The sequence below is a fragment of the Microbulbifer maximicatervae (SeqCode) genome (assembly GCF_056231245.1).
Window position 1 is genome coordinate 706,229 of the sequence record NZ_CP174334.1, and the last position, 25,705, is coordinate 731,933.

18 protein-coding genes and 1 tRNA gene are annotated in these 25,705 nt (G+C 52.3%); 18 read left to right on the forward strand and 1 reads right to left on the reverse strand.

From position 1 onward, the window contains the following. The first annotated feature begins 167 nt into the window (after positions 1-167). The 4 genes from ACJJIS_RS03055 (at position 168) to ACJJIS_RS03070 (ending at position 5,319) form a co-directional block, all read left to right on the forward strand. Positions 168-1,715 (forward strand): Re/Si-specific NAD(P)(+) transhydrogenase subunit alpha, encoded by a 1,548-nt coding sequence (locus ACJJIS_RS03055; protein WP_444934106.1) that lies wholly within the window; start codon positions 168-170, stop codon positions 1,713-1,715. A 15-nt stretch (positions 1,716-1,730) separates the two neighbouring features. Further along, positions 1,731-3,122, forward strand: a complete 1,392-nt coding sequence (pntB, locus tag ACJJIS_RS03060) for a Re/Si-specific NAD(P)(+) transhydrogenase subunit beta (protein WP_413663233.1) — start codon at positions 1,731-1,733, stop codon at positions 3,120-3,122. A 213-nt stretch (positions 3,123-3,335) separates the two neighbouring features. Beyond that, complete coding sequence (locus tag ACJJIS_RS03065) at positions 3,336-4,943, forward strand: S41 family peptidase (RefSeq protein WP_475709453.1); 1,608 nt, start codon at positions 3,336-3,338, stop codon at positions 4,941-4,943. A 1-nt stretch (position 4,944) separates the two neighbouring features. Then, positions 4,945-5,319, forward strand: coding sequence for a hypothetical protein (locus tag ACJJIS_RS03070; protein ID WP_444896162.1), 375 nt, complete (start codon positions 4,945-4,947; stop codon positions 5,317-5,319). A gap of 34 nt (positions 5,320-5,353) precedes the next feature. Here ACJJIS_RS03070 and yhbY read toward each other — a convergent pair whose 3' ends face one another. Further along, positions 5,354-5,656: a ribosome assembly RNA-binding protein YhbY gene (yhbY, locus tag ACJJIS_RS03075; protein WP_108734403.1), complete on the reverse strand. Its 303-nt coding sequence runs from the start codon at positions 5,654-5,656 to the stop codon at positions 5,354-5,356. Between the two features lie 143 nt (positions 5,657-5,799). Here yhbY and rlmE point away from each other — a divergent pair, with 143 nt between their 5' ends. The 14 genes from rlmE (at position 5,800) to pglZ (ending at position 25,681) form a co-directional block, all read left to right on the forward strand. Then, positions 5,800-6,420 carry a 23S rRNA (uridine(2552)-2'-O)-methyltransferase RlmE gene (rlmE, locus tag ACJJIS_RS03080; RefSeq protein ID WP_108734402.1) on the forward strand — a complete coding sequence of 207 codons (621 nt, stop codon included), beginning with the start codon at positions 5,800-5,802 and terminating at the stop codon, positions 6,418-6,420. Positions 6,421-6,607: 187 nt separating this feature from the next. After that, positions 6,608-8,527, forward strand: coding sequence for an ATP-dependent zinc metalloprotease FtsH (gene ftsH, locus ACJJIS_RS03085; protein ID WP_475710329.1), 1,920 nt, complete (start codon positions 6,608-6,610; stop codon positions 8,525-8,527). Between the two features lie 91 nt (positions 8,528-8,618). After that, positions 8,619-9,464 (forward strand): dihydropteroate synthase, encoded by an 846-nt coding sequence (folP, locus tag ACJJIS_RS03090; protein ID WP_444934103.1) that lies wholly within the window; start codon positions 8,619-8,621, stop codon positions 9,462-9,464. Positions 9,465-9,558: 94 nt separating this feature from the next. Then, positions 9,559-10,911: a phosphoglucosamine mutase gene (gene glmM / locus ACJJIS_RS03095; RefSeq protein WP_282931361.1), complete on the forward strand. Its 1,353-nt coding sequence runs from the start codon at positions 9,559-9,561 to the stop codon at positions 10,909-10,911. 119 nt (positions 10,912-11,030) lie between these two features. Then, positions 11,031-11,765, forward strand: a complete 735-nt coding sequence (gene tpiA / locus ACJJIS_RS03100) for a triose-phosphate isomerase (RefSeq protein WP_444925834.1) — start codon at positions 11,031-11,033, stop codon at positions 11,763-11,765. Positions 11,766-11,835: 70 nt separating this feature from the next. Next, positions 11,836-12,270, forward strand: coding sequence for a preprotein translocase subunit SecG (gene secG / locus ACJJIS_RS03105; RefSeq protein ID WP_475709454.1), 435 nt, complete (start codon positions 11,836-11,838; stop codon positions 12,268-12,270). 9 nt (positions 12,271-12,279) lie between these two features. Next, positions 12,280-12,365 (forward strand) — tRNA-Leu (locus tag ACJJIS_RS03110). 630 nt (positions 12,366-12,995) lie between these two features. Continuing rightward, positions 12,996-13,601 carry a DUF1819 family protein gene (locus tag ACJJIS_RS03115; protein WP_475709455.1) on the forward strand — a complete coding sequence of 202 codons (606 nt, stop codon included), beginning with the start codon at positions 12,996-12,998 and terminating at the stop codon, positions 13,599-13,601. Positions 13,602-13,635: 34 nt separating this feature from the next. After that, complete coding sequence (locus ACJJIS_RS03120) at positions 13,636-14,217, forward strand: DUF1788 domain-containing protein (protein ID WP_475709456.1); 582 nt, start codon at positions 13,636-13,638, stop codon at positions 14,215-14,217. 23 nt (positions 14,218-14,240) lie between these two features. Beyond that, the gene (gene brxC, locus ACJJIS_RS03125) at positions 14,241-17,930 is read left to right on the forward strand and encodes a BREX system P-loop protein BrxC (RefSeq protein ID WP_444911476.1); all 3,690 of its coding nucleotides are present in this window, start codon (positions 14,241-14,243) and stop codon (positions 17,928-17,930) included. A 119-nt stretch (positions 17,931-18,049) separates the two neighbouring features. Further along, positions 18,050-18,694: a hypothetical protein gene (locus tag ACJJIS_RS03130; RefSeq protein WP_444911475.1), complete on the forward strand. Its 645-nt coding sequence runs from the start codon at positions 18,050-18,052 to the stop codon at positions 18,692-18,694. Positions 18,695-18,750: 56 nt separating this feature from the next. Beyond that, the gene (locus tag ACJJIS_RS03135) at positions 18,751-19,407 is read left to right on the forward strand and encodes a hypothetical protein (protein ID WP_444911474.1); all 657 of its coding nucleotides are present in this window, start codon (positions 18,751-18,753) and stop codon (positions 19,405-19,407) included. 53 nt (positions 19,408-19,460) lie between these two features. Next, positions 19,461-23,060 (forward strand): BREX-1 system adenine-specific DNA-methyltransferase PglX, encoded by a 3,600-nt coding sequence (gene pglX / locus ACJJIS_RS03140; protein WP_475709457.1) that lies wholly within the window; start codon positions 19,461-19,463, stop codon positions 23,058-23,060. Continuing rightward, positions 23,057-25,681: a BREX-1 system phosphatase PglZ type A gene (pglZ, locus tag ACJJIS_RS03145; protein ID WP_475709458.1), complete on the forward strand. Its 2,625-nt coding sequence runs from the start codon at positions 23,057-23,059 to the stop codon at positions 25,679-25,681. The genes pglX and pglZ overlap by 4 nt, the downstream gene beginning before the upstream one ends. The last annotated feature ends 24 nt before the right edge of the window (positions 25,682-25,705 follow it).

The following is a 25,705-nucleotide window of genomic DNA, read 5'->3' on the forward strand; positions in this document are numbered from 1 at the left end:
AGGATATATAGTCTTATTAATTTCACCAATTACGGCTATCAGGTTATCCCTCTTTTCATCCCCTTTGACGACGTTTACACTCGATCTGTTTATAAATTGGGCAATCCAATACTTTTTGAGGTAGATGTAGCTGTAAGTTCATAAAATCAACTAAGAGGGGCACGGCGGTGATTATAGCCATACCTAGAGAGACCGCAGAGGGAGAAGCACGTGTTGCAGCGACTCCCGATAGCGTAAGACGATTACGCGATTTGGGTTTTTCCGTAGCGGTGGAGAAGGGGGCTGGTAACAGGGCCAGTTTTACTGATGAAGCTTATGCTGAAGCCGGTGCAGAAGTCCGTGAGGATATGCAACAGTGCCTGGCTGATGCGGGCATAGTATTAAAAGTACAAGCACCAACTGATCAAGAGTTGGCCCTGATTCCCAAAGGGGCTACGCTGATCGCCTTTCTGAAGCCGGCACAAAATGCCGAGTTCCTACAGAAGCTTGCCGAGCGCGATATCAATGCGCTAGCGGTCGAGTCGATTCCAAGAATTTCCCGCGCGCAAAAAATGGATGCGCTCAGCTCCATGGCAAATATTGCCGGCTATCGTGCGGTTGTGGAGGCTGCCCACAATTTCGGTCGCTTCTTTACCGGGCAGATCACGGCAGCAGGAAAAATTCCCCCGGCAAAAGTACTTGTTATTGGTGCTGGTGTAGCGGGGCTCTCTGCAATAGGTACGGCAAAAAGCATGGGAGCTATAGTGAGGGCCTTCGATACCCGCGCTGAAGTACGTGAGCAAGTGGAGTCCATGGGGGCTGAATTCCTCACCGTAGAAATTGAGGAGGAAGGCTCGGGCTCCGGTGGTTACGCCAAGGTGATGTCGAAGGAATTTATTGATGCTGAAATGGCACTGTTCCGCGAGCAGGCCAAAGAAGTGGATATTGTGATCACCACAGCCTTAATTCCGGGGAAACCCGCTCCGAAATTATGGCTTGCAGATATGGTCGACAGTATGCCTAAGGGTTCTGTCGTCGTGGATTTAGCAGCAGAAATGGGCGGTAACTGTGACTATACAGTGGCTCATGAAAAAGTGGTGCAGAACGGCGTCACTATTCTTGGTTATACCAATCTGCCCAGTCGAGCAGCAGCACAATCCTCGCGCCTGTATTCAACCAATCTTGCTCACCTGCTTGGGGAGCTAACTCCAGAAAAAGATGGTGAGATTAATCTCAATTTTGATGATGAAGTGATTCGTGGTGCCACAGTGGTTAAATCCGGTGAGATTACCTGGCCTCCACCCGCACCAAAAATTTCTGCTCAGCCCAAGCCATCGGCGAAAGCTACTGAAGAAGTGAAAATTGTTGAGGAGAAAGCTGAGAAACGAAAATCTCCCGTATCTATTTTTGCATTTTGGGCGATCGCGGCAATCTTATTGCTGTGGTTGGGGCGTGTGGCACCTCCTGATTTCGTCTCGCACTTTACCGTATTTGTCCTGGCAATATTTGTTGGCTGGCAAGTGATTTGGAATGTTACCCATGCGCTACACACTCCGCTAATGAGTGTTACTAATGCAATTTCCGGCATTGTGGTTGTTGGTGCATTAGTACAGCTTGGGATTGCCAATTCGGGTTTGGTGAGCCTGCTTGCTTTCATCGGCGTGTTGGTGGCCAGTATTAATATATTCGGTGGTTTCTTTGTGACCTACCGTATGTTGAAAATGTTTCGCCGGTAACGGGAGGAGAGAGTGATGAACGGTATGATTGCAATGGCTTATCTCTTCTCGGCAGTGATGTTTATCTTGAGCCTGGGAGGTTTATCCAGTCACGAAACTGCGCGCAGGGGAAATATTTACGGCATGGTGGGAATGGCAGTTGCCATTATTGCCACTATTGCTGGAGTGGCCGCCGGGGCTTACTGGATGGTCGCCATCGCCATGATCGTCGGTGCGGTGATTGGTTTGGCACTAGCCAAGCGTGTGGCTATGACTCAAATGCCACAAATGGTGGCTTTGCTACACAGCTTCGTCGGCCTGGCTGCGGTATTAATTGGTTGGGGCGGTTTCCTCGACCCGGTTGTGGAGTTACACGGGGCTGCTCATGTTGTCCACAGCACTGAGATATACCTGGGTGTATTTATTGGGGCAATTACCCTGACCGGTTCTTTGGTTGCTTTTTGTAAGTTGCAGGGATTGGTTTCCGGGAAACCATTAATGCTACCGGCCCGGCACTGGCTTAACTTGATTGCCATTTTGGCCTGTATTGTTCTAGGTGTGTTGTTTGTACCGGCAGATGTGCATGCGGGTACGGTTATTAACTTGCTGTTAATGACCTCAATTGCATTGCTGTTAGGTATTCACCTTGTGGCGGCTATTGGCGGCGCTGATATGCCGGTGGTTATATCCATGCTAAACAGCTACTCCGGTTGGGCCGCTGCCGCTACCGGATTTATGCTGGGCAATGACCTGTTAATTGTAGTGGGCGCCTTGGTGGGTTCTTCCGGTGCCATCCTGAGTTACATCATGTGCCGGGGAATGAATCGCTCTTTTATCAGCGTTATTCTCGGTGGATTTGGCTCTGATGGTGGTGAAGTTTCCGATGAGGAAGTCGATGGTGAAGTAATTGCCATTGATCAACAGGAGCTTGCGGATGAACTGGATGCGGCGGACAGTATCATTATTGTTCCCGGATTCGGAATGGCGGTAGCCCATGCACAGCAGGCGGTTAGTGACTTGACCGATCGTCTGAGAAAAGCGGGCAAAACAGTGCGCTTTGGTATTCACCCGGTAGCTGGACGTCTTCCCGGACATATGAATGTGCTTTTGGCTGAGGCTAATGTGCCCTACGATATCGTTCTGGAAATGGATGAGATTAATCCAGATTTTCCCGCTACAGATTTGGTTTTGGTGATCGGTGCTAACGACACGGTAAACCCGGATGCAGTGGAAAAACCGGGCTCGCCTATCGCCGGTATGCCGGTGTTGGAAGTTTGGAAGGCCGGTAAGGTTGTTATTCTCAAACGCTCTATGGCTTCAGGGTATGCGGGAGTTGCTAACCCACTGTTTTACAAAGAAAACTCACGCATGCTGTTCGGTGATGCAAAAGATAGTTTGCAGGGGGTTTTGGGTAAAGTCGGCAATTAGTTGCTGACTCGGGTTAATAATAGTAATTAACCTATTTTGTACTGAAAGGCCTGGTGGGGTACAAATTGTGATGTGCCTCTTCAGGCCTTTCTGTATTTTGGTTTAGCAATTTCTTTTGATGAAAAACTTGGTTATCGAACCCTTTTTCAAATAGTGGTAGGCTCCACCGCTTTACATATCTTTACTAATAAAAAGGTTAATAGGAGTTTGGGGATGGAAATCCGTCTACGTAAGCTAGCTTTAGCAGGGGTTGTTACTCTGGGAGCTTTAGGCTTGGCAGCCTGTGGGGGAGGCGGAGGTGGCTCTGACTCTGATAGTGGAGATGGTTCTGAGACGCCAACTGCCGTTGGCGGCACTTGGGAAAAGGATAACTTCCTGCCTGTCTCAACATATGCGAGCCGGTGTGTTGCTCCCCGCAGTGGCACAGACCCAGCAACGGGTTCAGCTTATGCTGATGTAGCGGGCACCCGCGAGGATGAAAATAACTGGTTGCGCTCAATGAGTAATGAGCTCTACCTATGGTACGACGAGATTGAAGACCAGGATCCAGCGAGCTTCGATGATTCTTTAGCTTATTTCGAAGAGCTAAGAACTTTCGCTCTAACGCCCTCCGGTCGAGAGAAGGACCGCTTCCATTATACGGTTCCGTCAGATGAGTGGTATTCACAAACTGAATCTGGTGTGTACGTAGGTTATGGTGTCCAGTGGGCTCTACTTTCCGATAAGCCGCCACGTAAAGCGGTAGTCGCTTATCTGGATGAGGAAAACGGTGGTAATCTGCCGGATATTATCACCCGCGGTGCAGAAGTTATCAGTGTGGACGGCGTTGACCTGGCTTATGGTGATGATGTCGATACCTTAAATTACGGTATGTGGCCGGAAAACGATGGTGAGTCCCATGTATTTGAAATAAGACCTTTGGGTTCTTCAACGATTGAGACTGTCACTTTGGTTGCATCACCAGTGCAATCAGATCCTGTTCAATATGTTAAAACGGTGGACACAAATTCGGGCCGCAAAGTCGGATATATGTTGTTCAATGATCATATTGCGACAGCCGAAGCGGAATTGATTGATGCTGTCAGCGAGCTTGAGTCTGAGTCTGTTGACGATTTAGTACTAGACCTTCGTTATAACGGTGGTGGTTACCTCGATATCGCTGCAGAGTTAGCTTATATGATCGCAGGTGATAATACTGCGGGGCAGGTATTTGAAATTGCCCAGTTTAACGACCAGCACCCGGAAACTAATCCAATTACCGGAGCGCCATTGGATGGGACTCCATTCTACTCGACCGGTCTGGGCTTTGTTGATGAGTCTTTATACGGGGAAGAATTGCCGACTTTAAACCTGTCGCGACTGTTTGTCTTAACCAGTGAAAATACCTGCTCAGCCAGTGAGGCCATTATCAATGGCTTGCGCGGAATTGATGTAGAAGTTATTCAGATCGGTGAGACTACTTGCGGTAAGCCTTACGGTTTTTACCCCCTGGATAACTGTGGCACTACTTACTTCACAATTCAGTTCTCCGGTGTGAATGCAAAAGGCTTTGGCGATTACTCCGATGGTTTTGTACCCAATGGTAATTATGGAACTGATGCCGATTTGCCCGGGTGTGTGATTGGGGATGACTTTGACAATCTCCTGGGTGATGCTGATGAAGCGCGGTTTGCCACTGCGTTGAATTACATTGAGACTGGCGAATGTGGAGATATTGCGGTTAGCGCATTCTCCATTTCCGGTGAAAGCGAGGGTGCCCCCGCTTTCAATGCACGAGTGACCAAGGAAGTCTCTCGCAGTAACCGCATAATGGTGAAATAAAATGAAAAAGGCAGCTTTGGCTAAACTTTGTGGTTTTGCATTGGTGTGTCTTGGCTGCTCCTCCCAGCAAAATATTGAAACTGCACAACCGGCACTGTTACAGGAAACGAGCCCGGAGATTCAGGGCAAGTTGCAGGTGGCAGTTTCGCAAGCGCTGGGCGGGGTTAATGTGACCCTAGGCCCGAGGGTGTTTGTGGACGATACTATTTTGGTGATTGAGAATGATCCCAAAAAGATGGCTCTGATTGGCCGGGATATGGGGCGGCCGATCAAGTTTCAATTAGTCGGCAATGGTGAGAAGTGCTGGTTGAGGCGACTGTCCAATGGAGAATCCTGGGAGTTGCCTGTGATGTGTAAGCCTGTTTCCACTGGTTGAGAAAAGAAAGGGGAGCATTAGCTCCCCTTTTTGTTTAACGCAGCAGGTTGGACTTGCGAATATCCGGCTTCTGCGCCGCACGGAAAATCAGGGCAATCTTGCCGATTTCCTGTACCAGCTCGGATGAGGATTTTTCGCAAAGCTCACCAACGATTTGGTGGCGTACTTCCCGGTCGGCGATCATCAGTTTGACCTTGATCAGCTCGTGGTCTTCGAGTGCACGGTTCAGTTCTTCCATCACCCCCTCGCTCAGCCCATTGCCGGCTACGGTCACGACAGGTTTCAGGTTGTGACCTAGAGAGCGAAGAGCTTTTTTGCGGTCGGCGGTTAAAGGCATACAATACTCCATTACCACTTTGTGGAATTCGATGTGGGAGCGGCCACAGACCGCGATCGTCGCCAGCGTTTGTTCGGCGGACCCGATCGCGGCCAGTGGCCGCTCTTACAATTAAGCTGTAGTGATTGTAGGCATTGTACCCGATGGGCCGATCTAAGAGCAGCCACCGTTGGCTGCGTGAACATTTTAATGACCATTACGTCAAACAGTCCCAAAAAGAGGGCTATCGCTCCCGTGCCAGCTACAAGCTGCAGGAGCTACAAAATAAGGACCGCTTATTCAAGCCAGGAATGACTGTTGTCGACCTGGGTGCGGCTCCAGGGGGCTGGTCCCAGGTAGCGATGGAGTTGGTAGGGCACAAAGGCAAGGTTTTGGCGTCAGATATATTGCCGATGGACCCGCTGGCCGGTGTGGACTTTGTCCAGGGGGACTTTACAGAGGAGTCGGTGCTCAGTGAACTGTTACAGCGCATGGGCGATGAACTGGCAGACCTTGTGATTTCCGATATGGCCCCCAATATGAGTGGGATACGCGATGTTGATCAGCCCGCCTCCATGTATTTGGTGGAACTGGCGGTCGATATGGCCCGGCAGGTACTTAAGCCCGGTGGTGCATTTGTTGCAAAGGTATTCCAGGGAGAGGGTTTCGACGAGTTGATCCGCGACTTGCGTGGGAGCTACAACAGTGTCGTAACTCGCAAACCTGGTGCTTCCCGCCCCCGTTCACGTGAAGTATACGTGGTGGCGCGAGGATTTAAGGGCTGAGAGCGACTGAGAACATCGGCGTATTTCTAGTCTGACTCCCCATATGGTATAAGCGATACCTGTATCGGGGGCGAAGGCTGTTGACCCCCCGCACCTATACTGGTTTTATCCGGTATTGATGTGGCCGGCATTGCCGGAATGAACGGATTTTGATTGCGAAAGCGAGAGGGCTATCCCTTTGAATGATATGGCAAAGAACCTGGTACTGTGGTTGATCATCGCAGCGGTACTGCTGATGGTTTTTCAAAACTTTAAACCGCAGTCACGGGATGAGGCTCTCAGTTACTCCGACTTTGTTCAGGATGTGCAGTCGGGCCAAGTTAAGAACGTGATCGTAGACGGTCTGGTGATCACCGGCGAAAAAGCCGATGGCAGCCGCTTCAAGACTATCCAGCCACAGATTATCGACGATGAACTCACCAATGAGCTGGTTCGCAGCAATGTGCAATTCGTTGGTCGTGAGCCTGAGTCACCGAGTATCTGGCAGCAGCTCCTGGTAGCCAGCTTCCCGATCCTGATTATTATCGCTGTATTTATGTTCTTTATGCGCCAAATGCAGGGTGGAGCCGGCGGTCGCTCAGGTCCTATGGCATTTGGTAAGAGCAAGGCGCGCCTGCTGGGCGAAGACCAGATCAAGACAACTTTTTCCGATGTTGCCGGTGTAGATGAAGCTAAGGAAGAGGTGCAGGAACTGGTTGAGTTTCTGCGCGATCCCACCAAGTTCCAGCGCCTGGGTGGCAATATTCCCCGTGGCGTATTGATGTGTGGCCCTCCCGGTACCGGTAAGACCCTGCTTGCCAAAGCAATTGCCGGCGAAGCAAAAGTACCTTTCTTCTCCATCTCCGGTTCTGACTTTGTTGAGATGTTCGTTGGTGTGGGCGCTTCCCGGGTGCGGGATATGTTTGACCAAGCCAAGAAGCAGGCTCCCTGCATCATCTTTATCGACGAGATTGATGCTGTTGGCCGTCACCGTGGAGCCGGCGTTGGCGGTGGTCACGATGAGCGCGAGCAGACCCTGAACCAGTTGCTGGTTGAGATGGATGGTTTCGAAGGTAATGAGGGTGTGATCGTAATTGCAGCGACCAACCGCCCGGATGTACTGGACCACGCCCTGCTGCGCCCAGGTCGCTTTGACCGCCAGGTATTTGTTGGGCTGCCGGATATTCGCGGCCGCGAACAAATTCTCAAAGTTCATATGCGCAAGGTGCCTATGGACGACAAGGTGAACCCGCAGACGATTGCCCGTGGGACCCCTGGTTTCTCCGGTGCGGATCTGGCCAATTTGGTCAACGAAGCTGCGCTGTTTGCTGCGCGGGCCAATAGACGCACGGTAACCATGGAAGAGTTTGAGCGCGCCCGTGACAAGATCATGATGGGTGCCGAGCGCAAGTCCATGGTGATGAATGAAAAGGAAAAGGTGAATACCGCCTATCACGAGGCCGGTCACGCCATTATTGGTCGACTGGTACCCGAGCATGATCCGGTACACAAAGTAACCATTATCCCCCGTGGCCGCGCCCTGGGTGTCACCCAGTTCCTGCCTGAGGAAGACAAGTACAGCCTGTCCAAGCGTGCGATTGAATCGCAACTGTGCTCCCTGTTTGGCGGCCGTATTGCCGAGGAAATGACCCTGGGTATCGACGGTGTTACTACCGGCGCTTCCAACGACATTGAACGGGCCACTGACTTGGCACGCAATATGGTGACCAAGTGGGGCCTGTCTGAAAAACTCGGCCCATTGCATTACGGCGAAGATGAAAGCGGTCAGCCCGGCCAGGGTAATCCGGTTTCTGGTAAGACCTCTTATGAGATCGAAGCAGAGGTACGCCGAATTATTGATGGCTGTTACGACCGTGCTCAGAAACTGCTGGAAGACAACCGAGATATTCTTGAAGCGATGAAAGATGCGCTGATGGAATACGAAACCCTGGATGCGGAGCAGGTGGACGACCTGATGGCTCGTCGTAAAGTACGCGCACCAAGGGACTGGGAAGACAATAACTTCGGCTCTGGTGGAAACAGCCCGACCCAGGATACTGAAACCACAGAGGCCTCAACTGAGGCGGATAAGAGCAATACCGTCGGCGGCCCATTAAACGGCCACTGATTCTCCGAAGCGACTAACTGGACAAAACCAAATGCCGGGTTGGGGATAGGGCGATAGCCTGTTCCGATCCGGCATTTTTTTATTTCAGCCAATGAAAATTATCTGTGGTAACCACACCTTAGACCTCTCCCAACCGGTGGTTATGGGGGTTCTGAATACAACGCCAGACTCCTTTTCCGACGGTGGCAATTACTATGCCTCCGGTAGCCTGGACTTGACCCTGGCTCTGCAGAGAGCGGAACAGATGCTCTCTGAGGGAGCGACAATCCTGGATATTGGCGGAGAATCGACACGCCCTGGCGCATCGCCGGTCACCGAGCAGCAGGAGCTGGATCGGGTAGTGCCGGTGGTGGAGGCAATCAAAGCGAACTTTGACGCGATTATCTCTGTCGATACCAGTACCCCGGCAGTGATGCGTGAGTCAGCTGCGGTAGGGGCGGGACTGATCAATGATGTTCGCGCCCTGGAGCGCCCGGGTGCACTGGAAGCAGCCGTCGAAAGTGGCTTGGCGATCTGCCTGATGCATATGCAGGGTCAGCCCGGCACTATGCAGGATGATCCGTCTTACACTGATGTTGTAGAGGATGTCGCCAGGTATCTGCAGAAACGGGTCGATCTCTGTATCGATCTGGGGGTGACACGGGACCGGCTCATTCTCGACCCGGGTTTTGGCTTTGGCAAAACCGATGAGCACAATTTAGCGTTGTTGCGTAATTTGTCGCAGCTGGCGCCGGCGGATATGCCCATACTGGCAGGCTTGTCGCGTAAGTCGATGATCGGCCGCCTGCTCGATCGAGATGTAGATGGCCGACTCCCCGGTAGCTTGGCCCTGGCCATGTTGGCTGCGCAAAAAGGCGCAAGAATTTTACGTGTCCACGATGTTGCGGAAACCGTGGATGTGTTGCGCATGCAGCAATTGGTTTGCAGCGAAATTTGATGAGTGATGTCTTACAGAGACCTTAAGCCGCAGGGTCCTGTTGTGGTTTTCCGACAGAATAGAAAAGCGGCGAAGTACACAATTGAGAAGCGTTATGGAAAGAAAGTATTTTGGCACTGATGGTATTCGTGGTCGCGTTGGCGAGGGAGCAATTACTCCCGATTTTATGCTGCGCCTGGGATATGCAGCGGGCAAGGTACTGGGAAGAATTTCCAAAGCTAAACACCACCGACGTCCCCGCATCCTTATCGGTAAGGACACTCGGGTCTCCGGCTACATGTTTGAGGCAGCGCTGCAGGCGGGCCTGATTAATGCTGGCGTGGATGTCGCCCTGTTGGGGCCAATGCCGACTCCGGCGATCGCCTACCTGACCCGGACTTTCCATGCCGGTGCAGGCATTGTTATCAGCGCCTCCCATAATCCTTACCACGACAATGGCATTAAGTTTTTCAGCGCTGAAGGCTCCAAGTTACCGGATGAGGTTGAATTGGAGATTGAAGCCGCTCTCGAGCTGCCGATGGAAACTTCCGACGATCTCGGTCGCGCCTATCGTGTTGATGATGCAGCCGCGCGTTACATTGAGTTTTGCAAGGCTTCTACGCCCTGGGGTTTCTCCCTTGAGGGTTTGAAAATTGTTCTCGACTGCGCCAATGGTGCCACTTATCACGTAGCGCCAATGGTGTTTCGCGAGCAGGGAGCAGAAGTCAGCGTAATTGGAGCGGGCCCTGATGGACTCAATATCAATCTAGATTGCGGCTCCACTAAACCTCAGCAGTTGCAACGGGCCGTGGTTAAGCGCGGTGCGGACCTGGGTATAGCCTTTGATGGTGACGGGGACAGGGTGTTGTTCGTCGATGCCAATGGGGAATTGGTCGATGGCGATCAGCTGTTGTATATCATCGCTATGCACCAGCATAAATTCCTGGGCGGTTGTAGTGGTGTTGTCGGCACCTTGATGAGCAATTACGGTTTTGAGCTTGCATTGCGCGAAAACAAAATCCCGTTTGAGAGAGCCAAAGTGGGCGACCGCCATGTGCTTGAAAAAATGTCAGCTAATCAGTGGAAGCTGGGAGGCGAGTCGTCAGGCCACATTATCTGTGCCGATGCATCTACCACCGGCGATGGTATCATTGCCGCACTGCAGGTACTGCGTGGCCTGTGTGAATTTGATGAGCCCTTGCATCAGCTTAAATCCCGTATGACAATGTTCCCCCAGCACATGATTAATGTGCAACTGGCTCATCGCGATGGTGTTCTCGATCACACAGACGTTAAGGCCATTGTTGTCGATGCAGAACGTCAGCTCGCAGACAGCGGACGTGTGCTGCTGCGGCCATCTGGCACAGAGCCTCTGATCCGGGTAATGGTTGAAGGCCGCGACAGCGCCTTGGTGGAACAGCTGGCCAAAGATATTTCCTCCGTGGTGGAGCGAATTGGAAATAACTGATCTGCTGCGATTTAACCCGTAGTAAATCGGTCCTCTTGGGGCGCAGAAGAAACTCGTATAATTTTGGTTGTATGTTGGCGTCAATGTCGCTAAGATTTGCGCCCCTTGAAGGAGCACACATGCGAACACCGCTAGTAGCAGCAAACTGGAAAATGAACGGCAGCCGCGAGTTTGCCGAACGTTTTTTCACCGAACTCAACCTCGAAGGTGTGAAGTCCGGTGTTGTTGTTTGCCCATCTTTTCCATATCTCGGCCTAGTGGCTGATGCGGCGGAAAAGAGCGGAGGTTTCAGCTTGGGTGCCCAGGACCTTAGCCAGGAGCCCAAAGGGGCGTTTACTGGTGAGGTTTCCGCTAGCATGTTACTGGATTGGAATACCCGTTACGTTATTGTCGGGCATTCTGAGCGCCGTAGTCTCTATGGAGAAACCAGTGAGTTAGTGGCGAAAAAATTTGTTGCGGCCCAAGAGGCGGGATTGACTCCAATACTTTGCGTCGGGGAAACCCTTGAAGAACGCGAGCAGGAGCGCACTCTCGAAGTGGTTGCAAAACAACTTCAAGCGGTTGCCGATATCATTGATTCGGCTGGCTGGAAGCAGTCCGTGATTGCCTATGAGCCGGTATGGGCCATTGGCACCGGAAAAACTGCTACTCCTGATGAAGCCCAAGCTGTACATGCATTTATTCGCTCGCAGTTGGGAGATTTGGGCGCTGAAGTACAGATTTTATATGGCGGTAGTGTAAAATCCGCAAATGCCAGGGAGCTTTTTGCCCAGGCAGATATTGATGGTGCCCTGGTGGGTGGAGCCTCGCTGGATGCCGGCGAGTTTGCTGAGATTTGTCGCGCTGCTGTTTAAATTGACAGCACGCGGGTTGGCGAATACTGAATAACGGGTTGTTTAGACCCCGGTAGAGAGTTTCCAGAAAATGGAAAAATTGGTATTAGTTGTACACGTTTTGACCGCATTAGGCATTATTGGCCTGATTTTGTTGCAGCAAGGTAAAGGTGCCGAAGCCGGTGCATCCTTTGGTGCGGGCGCGTCCCAGACAGTTTTTGGCAGTCAAGGTAGCGGAAATTTCTTTTCCCGCTTGACAGCAATTTTTGCGACGGTATTCTTCGTCACCAGTTTCGGCCTGGCCATCCTGGCTAAGCAAGGTGCAGGCACCAATGTTGATGCGGACCTTCCGCAAATTCCAGCAGAGGTACAGCAAATTGGCCCAGCTGAAGAACTGCCGGCTATCGACAGCGATATCCCGCAGCTCGAAACAGATTTGGAAACTGGCGATATCCCGCAGATTCCTGCAGACAGCACCGGTTCAGAAGAGCCAGCTGCTAACCAGGAAAGTGAGGAACAGCAGTAAAAGATTTTTGCCCAGGTGGTGGAATTGGTAGACACGCTATCTTGAGGGGGTAGTGAGCTATGCTCGTGCGGGTTCAAGTCCCGCCCTGGGCACCACATCAAGATCCGAAGAAGTTCGGAATCATCCAAAAAGCCCGGTAAATCCGGGCTTTTTGCTATCTGGAGGGTACACAGCCCTCCGCTCTCGTTCGTTGTCATCCGGTGCTATCTGATTCAATTTGGAAGCTGCTACCCCCTAAATAGCTCTTATAAATACTCAAAAGGTTAAGTTAAAAGGCAAAGATCAGAGGCCTATAGTTGGGTAGGGGCTCCCCGGAATCGCTGGGGCGCGCTTGTTGCTGTGAGTAGGGTATGGGTGACAGCAGCATGTATCACTTCTGTCTGGTTCTGACTAGCAACCAAAAGCGCTTACCCAAAACATATCGTAGCGGCAACCATATAATGGGAAGAATTGGTTTTTGTTGGCTTTAAATTATGCTGGTGTAGTTGAAATAATCCTGACTCCTCACATGGCCTCAAAGCTCCCACAGGCCCTCACGGTGAAACCCTAAAATCATTAGAAATACTGGCTGGATGGCGTGAACTTGGTCATGCTCTCGGATAAACTCGTAAGAAATTCCTGTCTACATGTCTGCTCTGGCGTGTGGGTGGCAACGGGCAAACTCTGCTGACTAAGTACTTTTGCCCGGTACACTGGCCGGTTGTATCTAAAGCCTGATATTCGATATGTATAACTTTCATTACGATAGTGATCTCACTGCTGGTTCTCTGCAAGTGCGCGAGTGCCGGGTGGTCGCAGAATTACTACTGCAGGGCGTCGATACGGAAAGGTGGCAGCTCGAGATCCAGGTGAATAACCGACTACAGAAGCGCAGTCCGGCAACGGCCAAGCGCCAATCCCGCGCATTGCGCCAGCGGTTGGAGCGTCTTGATCGACCATTCTGGCGAGTGTTGCGAGACGGTGACGAGCAGCTGGCCACCCAGGTCGCATTTGTTGCAGCCCTAGCGCGGAATCTGTTATTAGTGGAGTTTGTTGAAGCTGTCGTTAGCGATGCATTCGCCGTTAAAGCTGAGAAGTTAGAACCCTATTTGTGGAGCAGCTTTCTTGAGGAAAGGGTAGAGCGCGATAGTAAGATCGGGAACTGGACCGAGTCATCCAAAAAGAAAATGGGGCAGGTGGTACTTCGAATGTTGGCAGAGGTGGGGTTTGTGAAAAGTACCCGCAATCCTCAGTTGCAGCATATTTTGGTGAGGCCTGAGGTAAACGGACTCCTGGATGGCAGTTGTTGCCAGCGTATTAAAAAGTGTCTCAATATTTCCAGTGCTCTCTGACATAGATCAAAAATAATGAAGTAAAGGTCGCGATATGATTCAGCCGCTAGAAGAACGGCTAAACCAGATTCCAGACAAAATCCTCTCTCATGAGTTTCTCCAGGGGAAAGGTCTCGGAAATGAAATTGGATTTTGGATTTTTGATTACGCGCCGGAAGAGGAACTGAAAGTCCGAGAGTACCTTGGTTTTCTTACCAGTTTTCTAGAAAAGAAACAGCCTCATTTGAAGGTAGCCACTATTAACCTGCTGCAGATTATGCGGGACTACCTATCCAAGCGTCGCTTTCTCGACAAAGCCTATCAGATGCAGTTAGCAAAAGGTGATCAGGCGCTGTTAAAAGCCCTGGCGGGCCCTATGCACATGGATAATTTTGGCCCCTTTCTAATGGATCAGATTGTGGGGGGCGAGCAGGATGTGATACTGATTCATGGTGTCGGCTCAGTCTGGCCTGTTTTGCGGGCGCACAATTTACTCAACAAACTCCACGCCCTGCTCGGGCACAAGCCCGTAGTGTTGTTCTACCCAGGCGAATATAGCGGCCAGAGCCTCACCCTTTTTAACCAGATTCCCAGCAATAACTACTACCGGGCATTCCCGCTCGTTCCCCGCACATAATCGGTGGTACAAGGATTCTTGTGATGATCATTAAAGACCTGTTTTCCAAATCCCTGGATAGATCCATCAATGGCGTGGTTAAGGCTGATCAAGCCGACGATGCCACGATTTGGCAGGAGCTGGATGAGTACGTCGTCACCAATGAGCTGGAAAATCACTTCCGTGCTTTTTTTGAAAGCTACAGCACAGACCTGCGCGATCCATCTATCGCAAACCGAGTGGGAGTATGGATCTCCGGCTTTTTCGGCTCTGGTAAATCGCATTTTTTGAAAACCCTGTCTTACCTGCTGGCCAATATCGAAGCTCAGGCTACCAATGGCAATAGGCGTCAGGCAGTGGAATTTTTTGATGAGCAAAAGCTGCGCGATGCCATGATCCGCGCAGACTTGGACAAGGCCGTTACCCACCCTGCAGATGTCATCCTGTTCAATATCGACAGCAAGGCCAGTTCCAATGACGCTGGTAATCCGATTTTAAATGTATTTCTGCGCGTATTTAATGAGCATCAGGGATTCAGCGGTGACCACCCGCATATCGCGCATATGGAACGCCATCTGGCGCAGAAGGGCGCCTACCAACGCTTCAAGGATGCATTTGCAGATAGCACAGGCTCGACTTGGGAAAGAGAGCGCGATGGCTACCAGTTTTATCAAGACGATATAGAAAAGGCTATTGCAACTGCCTTGAACCTCTCGCCCGAGGCCGCCAATAAGTGGTTTGAAGCATCGGAAGAGACATTCTCTGTTTCTGTGGAAAACTTCTGCCGCTGGGTCAAAGAGTACCTGGACGGAAAGGGGCCAGAACAGCGCATAGTCTTTATGGTGGATGAGGTAGGCCAGTTTATCGGTTCCAATACTAGGCTGATGCTCACCTTGCAGACCATTACCGAGAACCTGGGCACCATCTGTGGTGGTCGAGCCTGGATCATTGTGACCTCCCAGGCGGATATGGAGGCGGTAATCGGTGAACTCACCGCCAGTAAGGCAAACGACTTCTCCAAGATTGCAGGCCGTTTCAAAACCCGCCTATCCCTGTCCAGCTCAAATACGGATGAGGTGATTCAAAAGCGACTGTTGCGTAAGACTCCCAAAGCGGAAAGTGAGCTGCGCAGTGCCTGGGAAAAGAGCGGCGATATTTTACGTAACCAAATCACCTTCGATCGCACTGGCCCCACTCTGCGCAATTTCGATGGTGCCGAAAGTTTCGTCGTTAACTATCCGTTCGCCCCCTATCATTTCCAGCTGGTCCAAAAGGTCTTTGAAGAAATTCGCAAGGTGGGCGCTACGGGTGCGCACCTCGCCTACGGCGAGCGCTCCATGCTCGACGCATTTCAAATGGCCGCACAGAGTATCTCTGACCAGGGGGTTGGTGCACTGGTACCTATGCACAGTTTTTATCGCGCTGTAGAGGGCTTTCTCGATACCGCCGTAAAACGAACTATTGATCAAGCCAATCAGAACGCCTCTCTGGATGTATTTGATGTGCAGATATTGCGCACTTTGTTTATGATCCGCTATGTAGAGTTGGTCAAAGGCACTTTGGATAATCTGGTCACGCTATCCATTGAAAAGATCGATGAAGATAAGCTTGCACTGCGCAAACGCATTGAAGAAACGCTTCAACGGCTGGAAAAAGAAAGCCTAATTACTCGTAACGGTGATGAGTTCCTGTTCCTTACCAATGAAGAGCGGGATATTACCCGTAAGATCAAAGCGGTTGAAATTGCGAGTAGCGATGAAAATAAAGCGCTCTCCGAGCTGATTTTCAAGGACCTGTTTAAAGACAAAAATAAATACCGCTATCCATTAAATAAAACCGATTACAGTATTGGCCGCTACTTGGACGGCCACACCCTGGATGGCCGCTACGAAGCTGATCTGCGACTTGAAATCGTCTCTCCGCAGGACCTCGATTATGCTCAATACAACGAGGCAGGCTGCATCAACAAATCTACCGAAGGCAGTGGCTTGGCCCTGTGGAAACTAGCCGATGACAAGCAATTCTTTACCGAACTGCGCACCTGGCTGAAAACCGATAAATTCATTCGCCTGAATGACGATGGCAGCAATGCCGATATTACTCGTATCCTTGCCGATCGGGGCCGCGAAAACCAGGACCGTCGCAAGCGCTTGCGCATAGCATTAGAAGATCTACTTTTGCGCGCAGAGAGCTATGCCCTGGGCCAGCGTCTCAAACTGCCCACTAATAGCCTTGCTAGCCGTTATGATGAAGCCTGCAAGTACTTGCTGGAAAACACTTATAACAAGCTTTCTCAGCTTAAAGTCCTGCAAAAGGAGCCTTTGCGGGAATTAAAGGCGGTATTGACCATCGATGACCTGGGTCAAATGAAACTCGCCCTGGATGGTGAAGAGGGCAATCCCCAGGCGGTCAAGGAAGTGGAGCAGTTTATTGCTCTGCGCGCCGAGAGAGACCGGCTGCTTGTCAGCGATATAATCGGGCGTTTTTCCTCTCGGCCCTACGGTTGGCCCGATGGTGAAATTCTTCTTATTCTTGGGCGTCTTGCTGTTGCAGGGCGTATCTCCTTCCATGCCGGAGGTCCATCGCTGCCGGTTAAGGAGATCTTCGAAGATCTTAACAACAGCCGTCGCCGCCGTGAGATATCGGTACAGAAAAAGCGGCAGACCGATAATACCGTGCTTAAAAAGGCGCGCGACTTAACCCGGGATTTGTTCAACGCCCTCGGCCCAGACGCAGAAAAAGAGCTGTTTGATTTTTACCGCACGCACTTCAATGCGTGGCTCGCTCATCTGAAGAGCTACAAAAGCAAGACCGATGTCGGTCATTTTCCAGGTGCCGCGCAGATAGAAGATTGCCTGCTTACCCTCGAGCGATTGCTGGCCAACCGGGAGAGCTTTGACTTTTTCAAAGCACTGGTAGACAAGAAAAATGATTACTTGGACTTGGAGGAAGACTACCGGGATATCCATGACTTCTTTACCAAGCAGTTACACACCTGGCAGCAGCTCCAAAATGCCCTGCAGCACTTCGGTAAAAACCGTGTAGAGCTGGAAAAGAATACTGCTGCGGCCAAAGCACTGGCCGAACTGGAGCATATTAATAAGGCCAAATCTCCCTACGGCCAACTGAACAAAGTTGCCGAGTTGGTAGAAACCTTGGATCAGGTCAATAAAGCGCTGTTGCAACAGCGCCGTGAACACGCCTGTGAACGTGTTGAGTTTAAAGTCCAGCAGCTTCTGGCTGAAATCGCGAAAAGCGGTATTGGAACCCCGGAACTCAGTAACTCGTTGCTGCATCCCTTGCAGCAGGTCAAAAAGGATATAGAGGCCGAGACCGGTATTGCCCAGATCTATATGTTGCAACAGCAAACCGCTGAAGAGCGTTTGGAGGACAGTCTTTACGAGCTAGAGCGGCAGCTGGCGGCTAAAGCGCGCCTCGAACAAGACGCGATTGCTAAGGAAGCTACCAAGGAAGCGGCTAAGAAAAGTGCCCCGGCCGCCGGCGGCAAGATAAAAGAGCTGGCTCCCCAGTCCGCTGGCATTCAGCCTGTCCCGGCATCTGCTGCAGCAGCCGGGCTTAACCCCGCCGTCGTGATTAATGCGAGTAGTGTGCTGAACAAAGTCCACAGCGGTGCCTATCTGGAGTCCCGGGAGGATATCGATCGGTTCCTCACCGCCCTGAGAGAGGAGCTGGAAACCGCGATTGAGGGCAAAAAGCGCATTCGATTGAGCTAAAAAGCCAAATAATGACGCTCGGCACTGCAAATTTCCCCCCATAGCGCTTGCTTTCTTAAAAGTATAAGATCAACCTTGTCCTTTGTCCCGGGACTTGGGACAGACAAGGGTGGGGAGATATGAAAAGTCAAGATATTGGTTTGCTGCTCAAACTGGTCTCTTTGCAGAAGCGGGAGGCGCAGCGAGGCTGTGACCGAGCGAGAAAGGCCTGGCCTGACGACTGGCAAGGCTGGGAGCCAGAAGATCCGCCGGCTGCTGGCGATGTGCTTGCACCGCTGGGTACTCTGCCGGCTTTTGAATATTCGGCACGGGGCCTGGCGGCGGAGACCGGTATTAGCAAAAGCCAGATCAGCCTGTCCCTGAATCGCTGTATCGAGGTTGGCCTGGCCATTAAAGATCGCAAGCTCGGCGTGCCCAGAGCGAATACCAAAGCACTGTACGAATTTATCCTGTACGGCCTTCGCTATGTCTTCCCGGCAAGGCCCGGGCGAATCACTCGCGGTATTGCCACGGCCTTTGCCGCTCCGGTTTTACAGGAAAAGCTGATGAGTGCAGGCGAGTTACAGCCAGTTTGGGCGGATGCCCGAGGCAATACCAAAGGTATGGAAGTCGCTCCCTTATTTAAAAGCGCTCCCCAAGCGGTAAAGAGAGACCCGGAGATGTATGCCTTACTGGCGTTGGTCGATGCCATACGCATAGGCCAGCCCCGCGAGCGCAATCTCGCCGCCAAACTATTAAAGCAGCATCTGGAGCTTCCCGAATGACCGCGTTTAATCGGCATATCGACATGTTGAAATTGGTCGCGCGGGCGCTGGGTCCCGTGCTGCGCCGGCAAATGACGTTCGTGGGCGGCTGCACCACCGGGCTGCTGCTCACCGATACTTACACGCAGGAACAAGTGCGCCATACCGATGACGTGGACCTTATCGTCCACGTGATGGGCTACGTGGGTTTCCATCAGTTGCAAGAGCAATTGCGGGGGCGGGGATTTAAGCAGTACAGCGCTGCCTCTGACGAAGACTTCCCGGTATGCGCAATGCGGCTAGGTGATCTGCGCGTTGATTTTATGCCCGATGATGAAACAATCCTCGGCTTTGGCAATCGCTGGTACCGCGATGCCGTGGAAACCGCCACCACTTACGCCCTCAGCGATGAGCTGGACATTAACCTTATCAATCCCGTTTATTTTATCGCCACCAAACTGGAGGCCTATAAAGGGCGGGGCAACAGTGACCCCATGTCCAGTCGTGATATTGAGGATATCCTCAACCTCATTGACGGCCGTGAGGAGCTTCAGGCAGAAGTAGAGGCTGCGGAAAAAGGCGTCAGGCACTACATCGCCACAGAGGTGGCCAAGCTGCTAGGGCATAGCAATCTCCCCTATGCCATTCAGAGCCAGGCCGAGGGCGCCACCGAGCGTGAAGAGCTCCTGTTCCAACGCCTGGAACAGCTCGCCGTTCTCTCAGCAACCCACTGAATATAAATAGTAAAGCGCTCGCTGCGGTTGAGTGCCCAGGAATTGATATTGCAATGAATACCCATAATATCGCCCGCTACGCGCCCAAAGCCCGTATTGATTTTATCGATGCCGTTACCCGCCAGGCGGCTCGTTATGGCATCACGGCTGAGTGTATTGAGCCGATGGTGCAAAAGGGTGACCTTGTACTGATTGGCGAGCGCCCGTTTCCGAAAAGTATTGCCCGTGCCCGCAATGCCCTTCAGCAGCTGGTGCAAGCGCAAGGCTTCCACGCCACCATGGATCAGGCCGCCTACAGTTGGTTTAACCGTCTCTGTGCTATCCGTTTTATGGAGCTCAAAGGCTATCTCGACCATGGCCGCCGCGTACTCTCACACCCCAGCGACCCGCAAGGTTTCCAGATTTTGGATGACTGTCTGGATATCGAATTGCCCGGGCTGGATAGGGAAACCCTAGTCGAGTTGAAACTGGACGGCAGCAAAGATGAGGCGCTGTACCGCGAGCTGTTACTGGCCCAGTGTCACGCCCTGCACAGCGCCATGCCATTTTTGTTTGAGGCGCTCGACGATGCCACCGAACTGCTGCTGCCGCAAAACCTCACTAAAACCGACTCACTGATTCGCGACTTAATCGCCGGGATTCCGGAACAGGACTGGCAGGATATCGAGATTATCGGCTGGCTGTACCAGTTCTATATCTCCGATAAGAAAGATCAGGTGATCGGCAAGGTGGTTAAGTCAGAAGATATTCCGGCGGCCACCCAGCTATTCACACCCAATTGGATTGTGAAGTACATGGTGCAGAACTCGTTGGGAGCTCAATGGCTGGCGACCTATCCCGAGTCACCCCTCAAGGCGCAGATGGCGTACTACATCGAACCCGCCGAGCAGACCGATGAAGTCAATGCGGAACTCGCCGCCATGACACCGGATAGCCTAAACCCCGAAGCGCTGACCCTGATCGACCCGGCCAGTGGCTCCGGGCACATTCTGGTGGAGGCCTATGAGCTGTTTAAGGCCATCTATTTAGAGCGCGGCTATCGGCAGCGGGATCTACCGCAACTGATTCTTGAGAAGAACCTATTCGGCCTCGATATCGATGAGCGCGCCGCGCAGCTGACGGGCTTTGCGCTGATGATGAAGGGCCGCGCCGATGACCGGCGGCTGTTTGAGCGCGGTGTAAAGCTCAATGTGATGGCACTGCAAGACAGCGCAGGCTTTGATGCAGAGGGGCTGGCGCAAAACCCCGAAGTGCAAATGGCGCTCGCGAACTATGGGCTGGAGATTGGCGATCTTATCGAGCTAAAACGCCTGTTCGAGCACGCGACAACCTTTGGGTCGTTGATTCAGGTACCCGAGGAACTGGCGGCAAAGCTGCCGGCGCTAAAGCAGCTGAGCGAGACTACGACTCAGGATCTGTTTGTGGCGGAGGCGCTCAAGCGCTTGGGGCCACAGGTAGCACAGGCCGAATTGCTGGCGGCGCAGTACGATGCGGTGGTGGCGAATCCGCCGTATATGGGGAGTAAAGGAATGAACTCCCTCATCAAGAAGTTTGCCAAGGGTCACTTTCCCGATACCAAGGCCGACCTCTTTGCTTGCTTTATTGAGCGTGGCTTTTCTCTGGCGAAGGAAGCTGGCCACAGTGCCATGGTTACGATGCAGAGTTGGATGTCGTTGTCGTCATTCGAAAAAATGCGGAAGGAGATCCTCGAAACAAAGACCATCACTACAATGGCTCACCTTGGGGCGCGGGCCTTCGGAAGCATTTCGGGAGAGGTCGTTCAGACAGCTGCTTCCGCCCTAAGAAACACCCCATCACCTGGCTACAAACCGACATTTTTAAAGCTTCTGGAAGGGGGCGAGGAGGAAAAAAAAGCTGCCTTGGTGAGCGGCGAGCAACGATTCGGCGCAACGGCCCAGCAAGAATTCAAGAAGATTCCTGGCAGCCCGTTGTCTTATTGGGTACCTCGAGCTATTCGAGAGTTATTTACAGGAACAAACTGCGCTGAGAAGGTTGTTGCTAAGCAAGGACTGGCTACCTGCAAGAATGAGCTATTCTTGCGAAACTGGTCGGAAGTTGCCTTAGGCAACGTCGGATTCACATTCGCCGATGGTCAGGCTGCGGCCGAGTCGGGCCTAAAGTGGTTTCCATATAACAAGGGTGGAGAGTACCGAAGTTGGTATGGAAACAGTGAGTACGTAGTGAACTGGCAAGACTATGGTCGAGAGATTCACCGGTACTCAGATCTGCCTATGGATTATGCAGGCGCGCCAGTTAGGGCAAAACAATTCTACTTCCGTTCCAGCGTCTCTTGGACTGACCTAACCTCGAAGGGGCTTGCAGCTAGGTACTATCCAACTGGGCACATCTTTGATGTCTCGGGGCACAGTGCGTTCTCGGAGACTAAAGAAGAAGAAAGTTTCATCCTCTGTTTTTTGAATACTCGACTTGCAGAGCGATTGGGATCGATCCTAAATGCTAGTTTTCATTTTCAAGTTGGCGACTTTAGGCGTCTTCCCTATCCAGAAAAAGTGACACCGCCAGAGACCCAGCGACTGGCAATTGAGGCGGTCGCAGCGGCGCGACAAGACTGGGATAGCTTCGAAACCTCCTGGGATTTCCAATCCCTCCCCCTTCTAACGGCCTCTTCCGATACTGTGCCCACGCTGGAATCCAGCTACACCGCCTGGATCACCCAAAACCGCGCCACCATCGCCGAAATGCAGCGCTTGGAGGAGGAGAATAACCGCCTCTTTATCGACGCCTATGGCCTGGCCGACGAGCTCACTCCTGACGTCCCTATCGAGCAGATTACCCTCACGGTAAATCCCGCCTACCGCTACGGCGGCAAGCTGACAACCGAGGAGCAGTGGACCCGCTTCCGCCAGGACACTATGCAGGAGCTGGTCTCCTACGCCATCGGCTGCATCATGGGGCGCTATTCATTAGATCGGCCCGGCCTGATTTATGCCCACAGCGGTAACGAGGGCTTCGATGCGCTTTTAGCAGAGGGTTACTACACCCGCTTTCCCGCCGACGAAGACGGCATTATCCCGCTGACGGATATCGAGTGGTTTACAGATGACGCCTGCAATCGCGTGATCGAATTTATCGGCACAGCGTGGGATGCGGCACAGCTGGAGCAAAACCTGGCCTTTTTGGCCGACAACCTCTCACCCAAAAAGAACGAGTCCAGCCGCGACACCCTGCGCCGCTACATCAGCGCTAAGTTTTTCAAAGATCACCTGCAAACCTATAAAAAGCGCCCCATTTATTGGTTGTTCAGCTCTGGCAAGCAAAAGGCCTTTGAATGCCTGGTCTATCTACATCGCTATAACGAAGGCACACTGGCGCGTATGCGCACGGAATATGTGATTCCTTTAAGCGCAAAAATGAGTACCTACGAGCAAAAACTGGAGCAGGACAAGGCGGCCAGCAGCTCAGCGGCGGAAACCAAGCGCCTGGAAAAGGAAATCGCCAAGCTGCACAAACAACAGGCGGAGCTAGCCCAGTTCGACGAAAAACTGCGCCACTTCGCGGATCAGCGCATTCCACTGGATCTGGATGATGGGGTAAAAGTGAACTACGGCAAGTTCGGCGATTTGTTGGCAGAGGTTAAAGCGATTACCGGGAAAAAACCGGAGGCGGCATGAATATACAGCAGTTACAGCAAGGCTTAGAGCAGGCGTTTTCCCAGAAAAACGGTCGCATCGTATTTTGGTACGATCCTGAGCAAAGTTTTACTGAGGTGCTAGCCGAGTTATCTCTAGCGGAGGTAACAACACTCAATATGTCAGCCGAGTCTTCACTCGCGGTTAAATTGCGCTTGGAGCTTGAGGATAGTGCCGGAAAATATCTGCTGTATTTCCCTTATGCGGAGCCCGTCGCACAAGACGATTGGTTGCTGGATATTAAGCTCTATGCCCGGTGCTTCCATGCCGATCGAATCTCCATCCTCTTTAACGATCTGCGGCTGCAGCAGCAATCCCTGCGTGCACACCTGGCCAAGCGCGAAAAGTTCCTTAGTAGCAAAGAGCGTCTGGCGGGGCTAAAGCGGTTTAAATCGTCGGACATGGATGAAACGGCACTGGATCTTGCCATGATTGCGGTGGTGACTACTGCCGAGAGTGCCGATATCGCCTCTATTCTGTTTACCTTGGGCGCTGAGCTCACCGATAAACAGCGCGGCTTGGAAGAAAATCCCGCTTCGATGGGCGCGCTGGAGAAGTACGCCCTGGTACCGCCACTGGTAAAGGCATTGCAGGCGGAAGTGGGCTACCCGGCCACCCCAGAAGAACTGAAGGGTGAGGAGCCGTTCAAACTTGGCCTGTGCCTGCTGCGGTTACTGGCCACCGGTTTCTGCGAGAGCATCTCAGAGGTGCCTGACTGGGCGCGCTCTTTAGTGATTTCCAGCGCCGACGCCCGCGCCACTGCGCGCACTTTGCTTTCCCGCTGGAGAGACAGTTCCCGCTACTACGGGGCTTACGATGTTATTGCGGACTGGGTTGCGACCGCGCTCAATATAGAACAGCGTATCCAGAGTCTACCCATGGATACGCTGGTCAATGTAGCCACTTTCCGACAAGCCGAGTTGAGAATCATTGCCGACCTGGCCGAGCATATTCCAGCGGCGCAGCCTGCGGATCTGAAGCGCTTCCTGCGGGTGATCTCGGAGCGGCTGGATGGCTACTGGGCTTCGCGCCATAAAGATGACCCTTTGCGGCGCAAGTTCCGCAGGGTATACACAGCCTTGACTGCGGCTATTGAGCTGTTTGAGTTGCGCTACGAGCATCACAGCGGTTTCCATTTCTCTTCCGCAGAGGCGCTCTACAAGGCCTATGAATCTGAGCTATACCGCTTCGACAGCGCCTACCGCCACTACTGGGCGGCCTCTCACAATGCGCAGGTGGAGCTTCTCAAACCGCTGGATAGCGAAATAGAGCAGTGTTATGCCAACTGGTTTATGGGCCAATTGGCGCGGAACTGGGGCGAGTTGCTGGAGGCTGAGGATAAGTTGGCACACTGGCAGATTTCAGGCGTGCCCAATCAACACAACTTTTATCAGCACTGGGTGCGCAGCCGGTTTGATAAAGCACCCAAGCGCCGTTTGGTGGTTATCATCAGCGATGCCTTTAGGTACGAGGCAGCTGTAGAATTGCGGGAGCGCATCAATAAGAAACGCTATAGCGAAGCGACGCTGGCCAGCCAGTTGGGCGTATTGCCGAGCTATACCACGCTGGGAATGGCCTCCCTGTTGCCCCATCAAACGTTGGAATACCGCGAGGACAGCGGTGACGATGTCTTTGTGGATGGCAAATCCAGCAAGGGCACCGAGGCCCGCAACAAGATTCTCAGCGCTTACAGCGGTATGGCGGTGCAGGCGGAGACGGTACAACGGTGGACCCGAGACGAAGGCCGCGAGGCATTAAAAAACCAACAGTTGGTCTACGTATACCACAATGTGGTCGATGCCCGGGGTGATAGCGCCTCCACCGAGTCGGAGACTTTCAATGCGGTGGAGCACGCCATTGAGGAGCTGACAGAGCTTACCCGCAAGATCATGATGGCGCTTAATACGAGTACGGTACTCATAACGGCGGACCATGGTTTTCTATTCCAACACAGTCAATTGGAAGCCGCTGATCGAACATCCTTGGCGGATAAGCCGAGCAACACACTAAAGAGCAAAAAGCGCTACGTTATTGGCCACAATATGCCGAGCACCGGCGCGGCCTGGTGTGGTTCCAGCCGAAATACTGCGGGTACCCAGTCGGATACCCATTTCTGGATACCAAAGGGCGCAAACCGTTTTCACTTTGTCGGTGGTGCCCGCTTTGTACACGGCGGTGCCATGCCCCAGGAAATTGTGGTGCCAGTACTCACGGTGCAGCAATTGCGCGGCGATAAAGCAGAGCGCCGCAGCAAACGCAAAGTGTCTGTGATCTCGCCCAAACCCAGCTTGAAAATGGTGAACAACATTCAATCGTTTGACCTGATGCAGACAGAACAGGTCAGCGAGCAGGTGTTGCCAGTCACCATCGCCGTGGGTATTTATGGGGGTGAGGTTTTGGTATCCAGTGAAGAGACCGTGACATTTGACAGTACTTCCACTGAGGTTTCACAGCTTATAAAGAAAGTGCGCCTATCTCTCTCAGGTACTGACTTTGAGCGCAAAAAGGAGTATTTCCTGCTGTTGCGAGATAAGGATTTAGGCACAGAGATTGCGCGCTACCGAGTAGTGATTGACCTTGCGATCACCGATGATTTTTTCTGAGCTGCCGCATCAACAGGCTGCTTG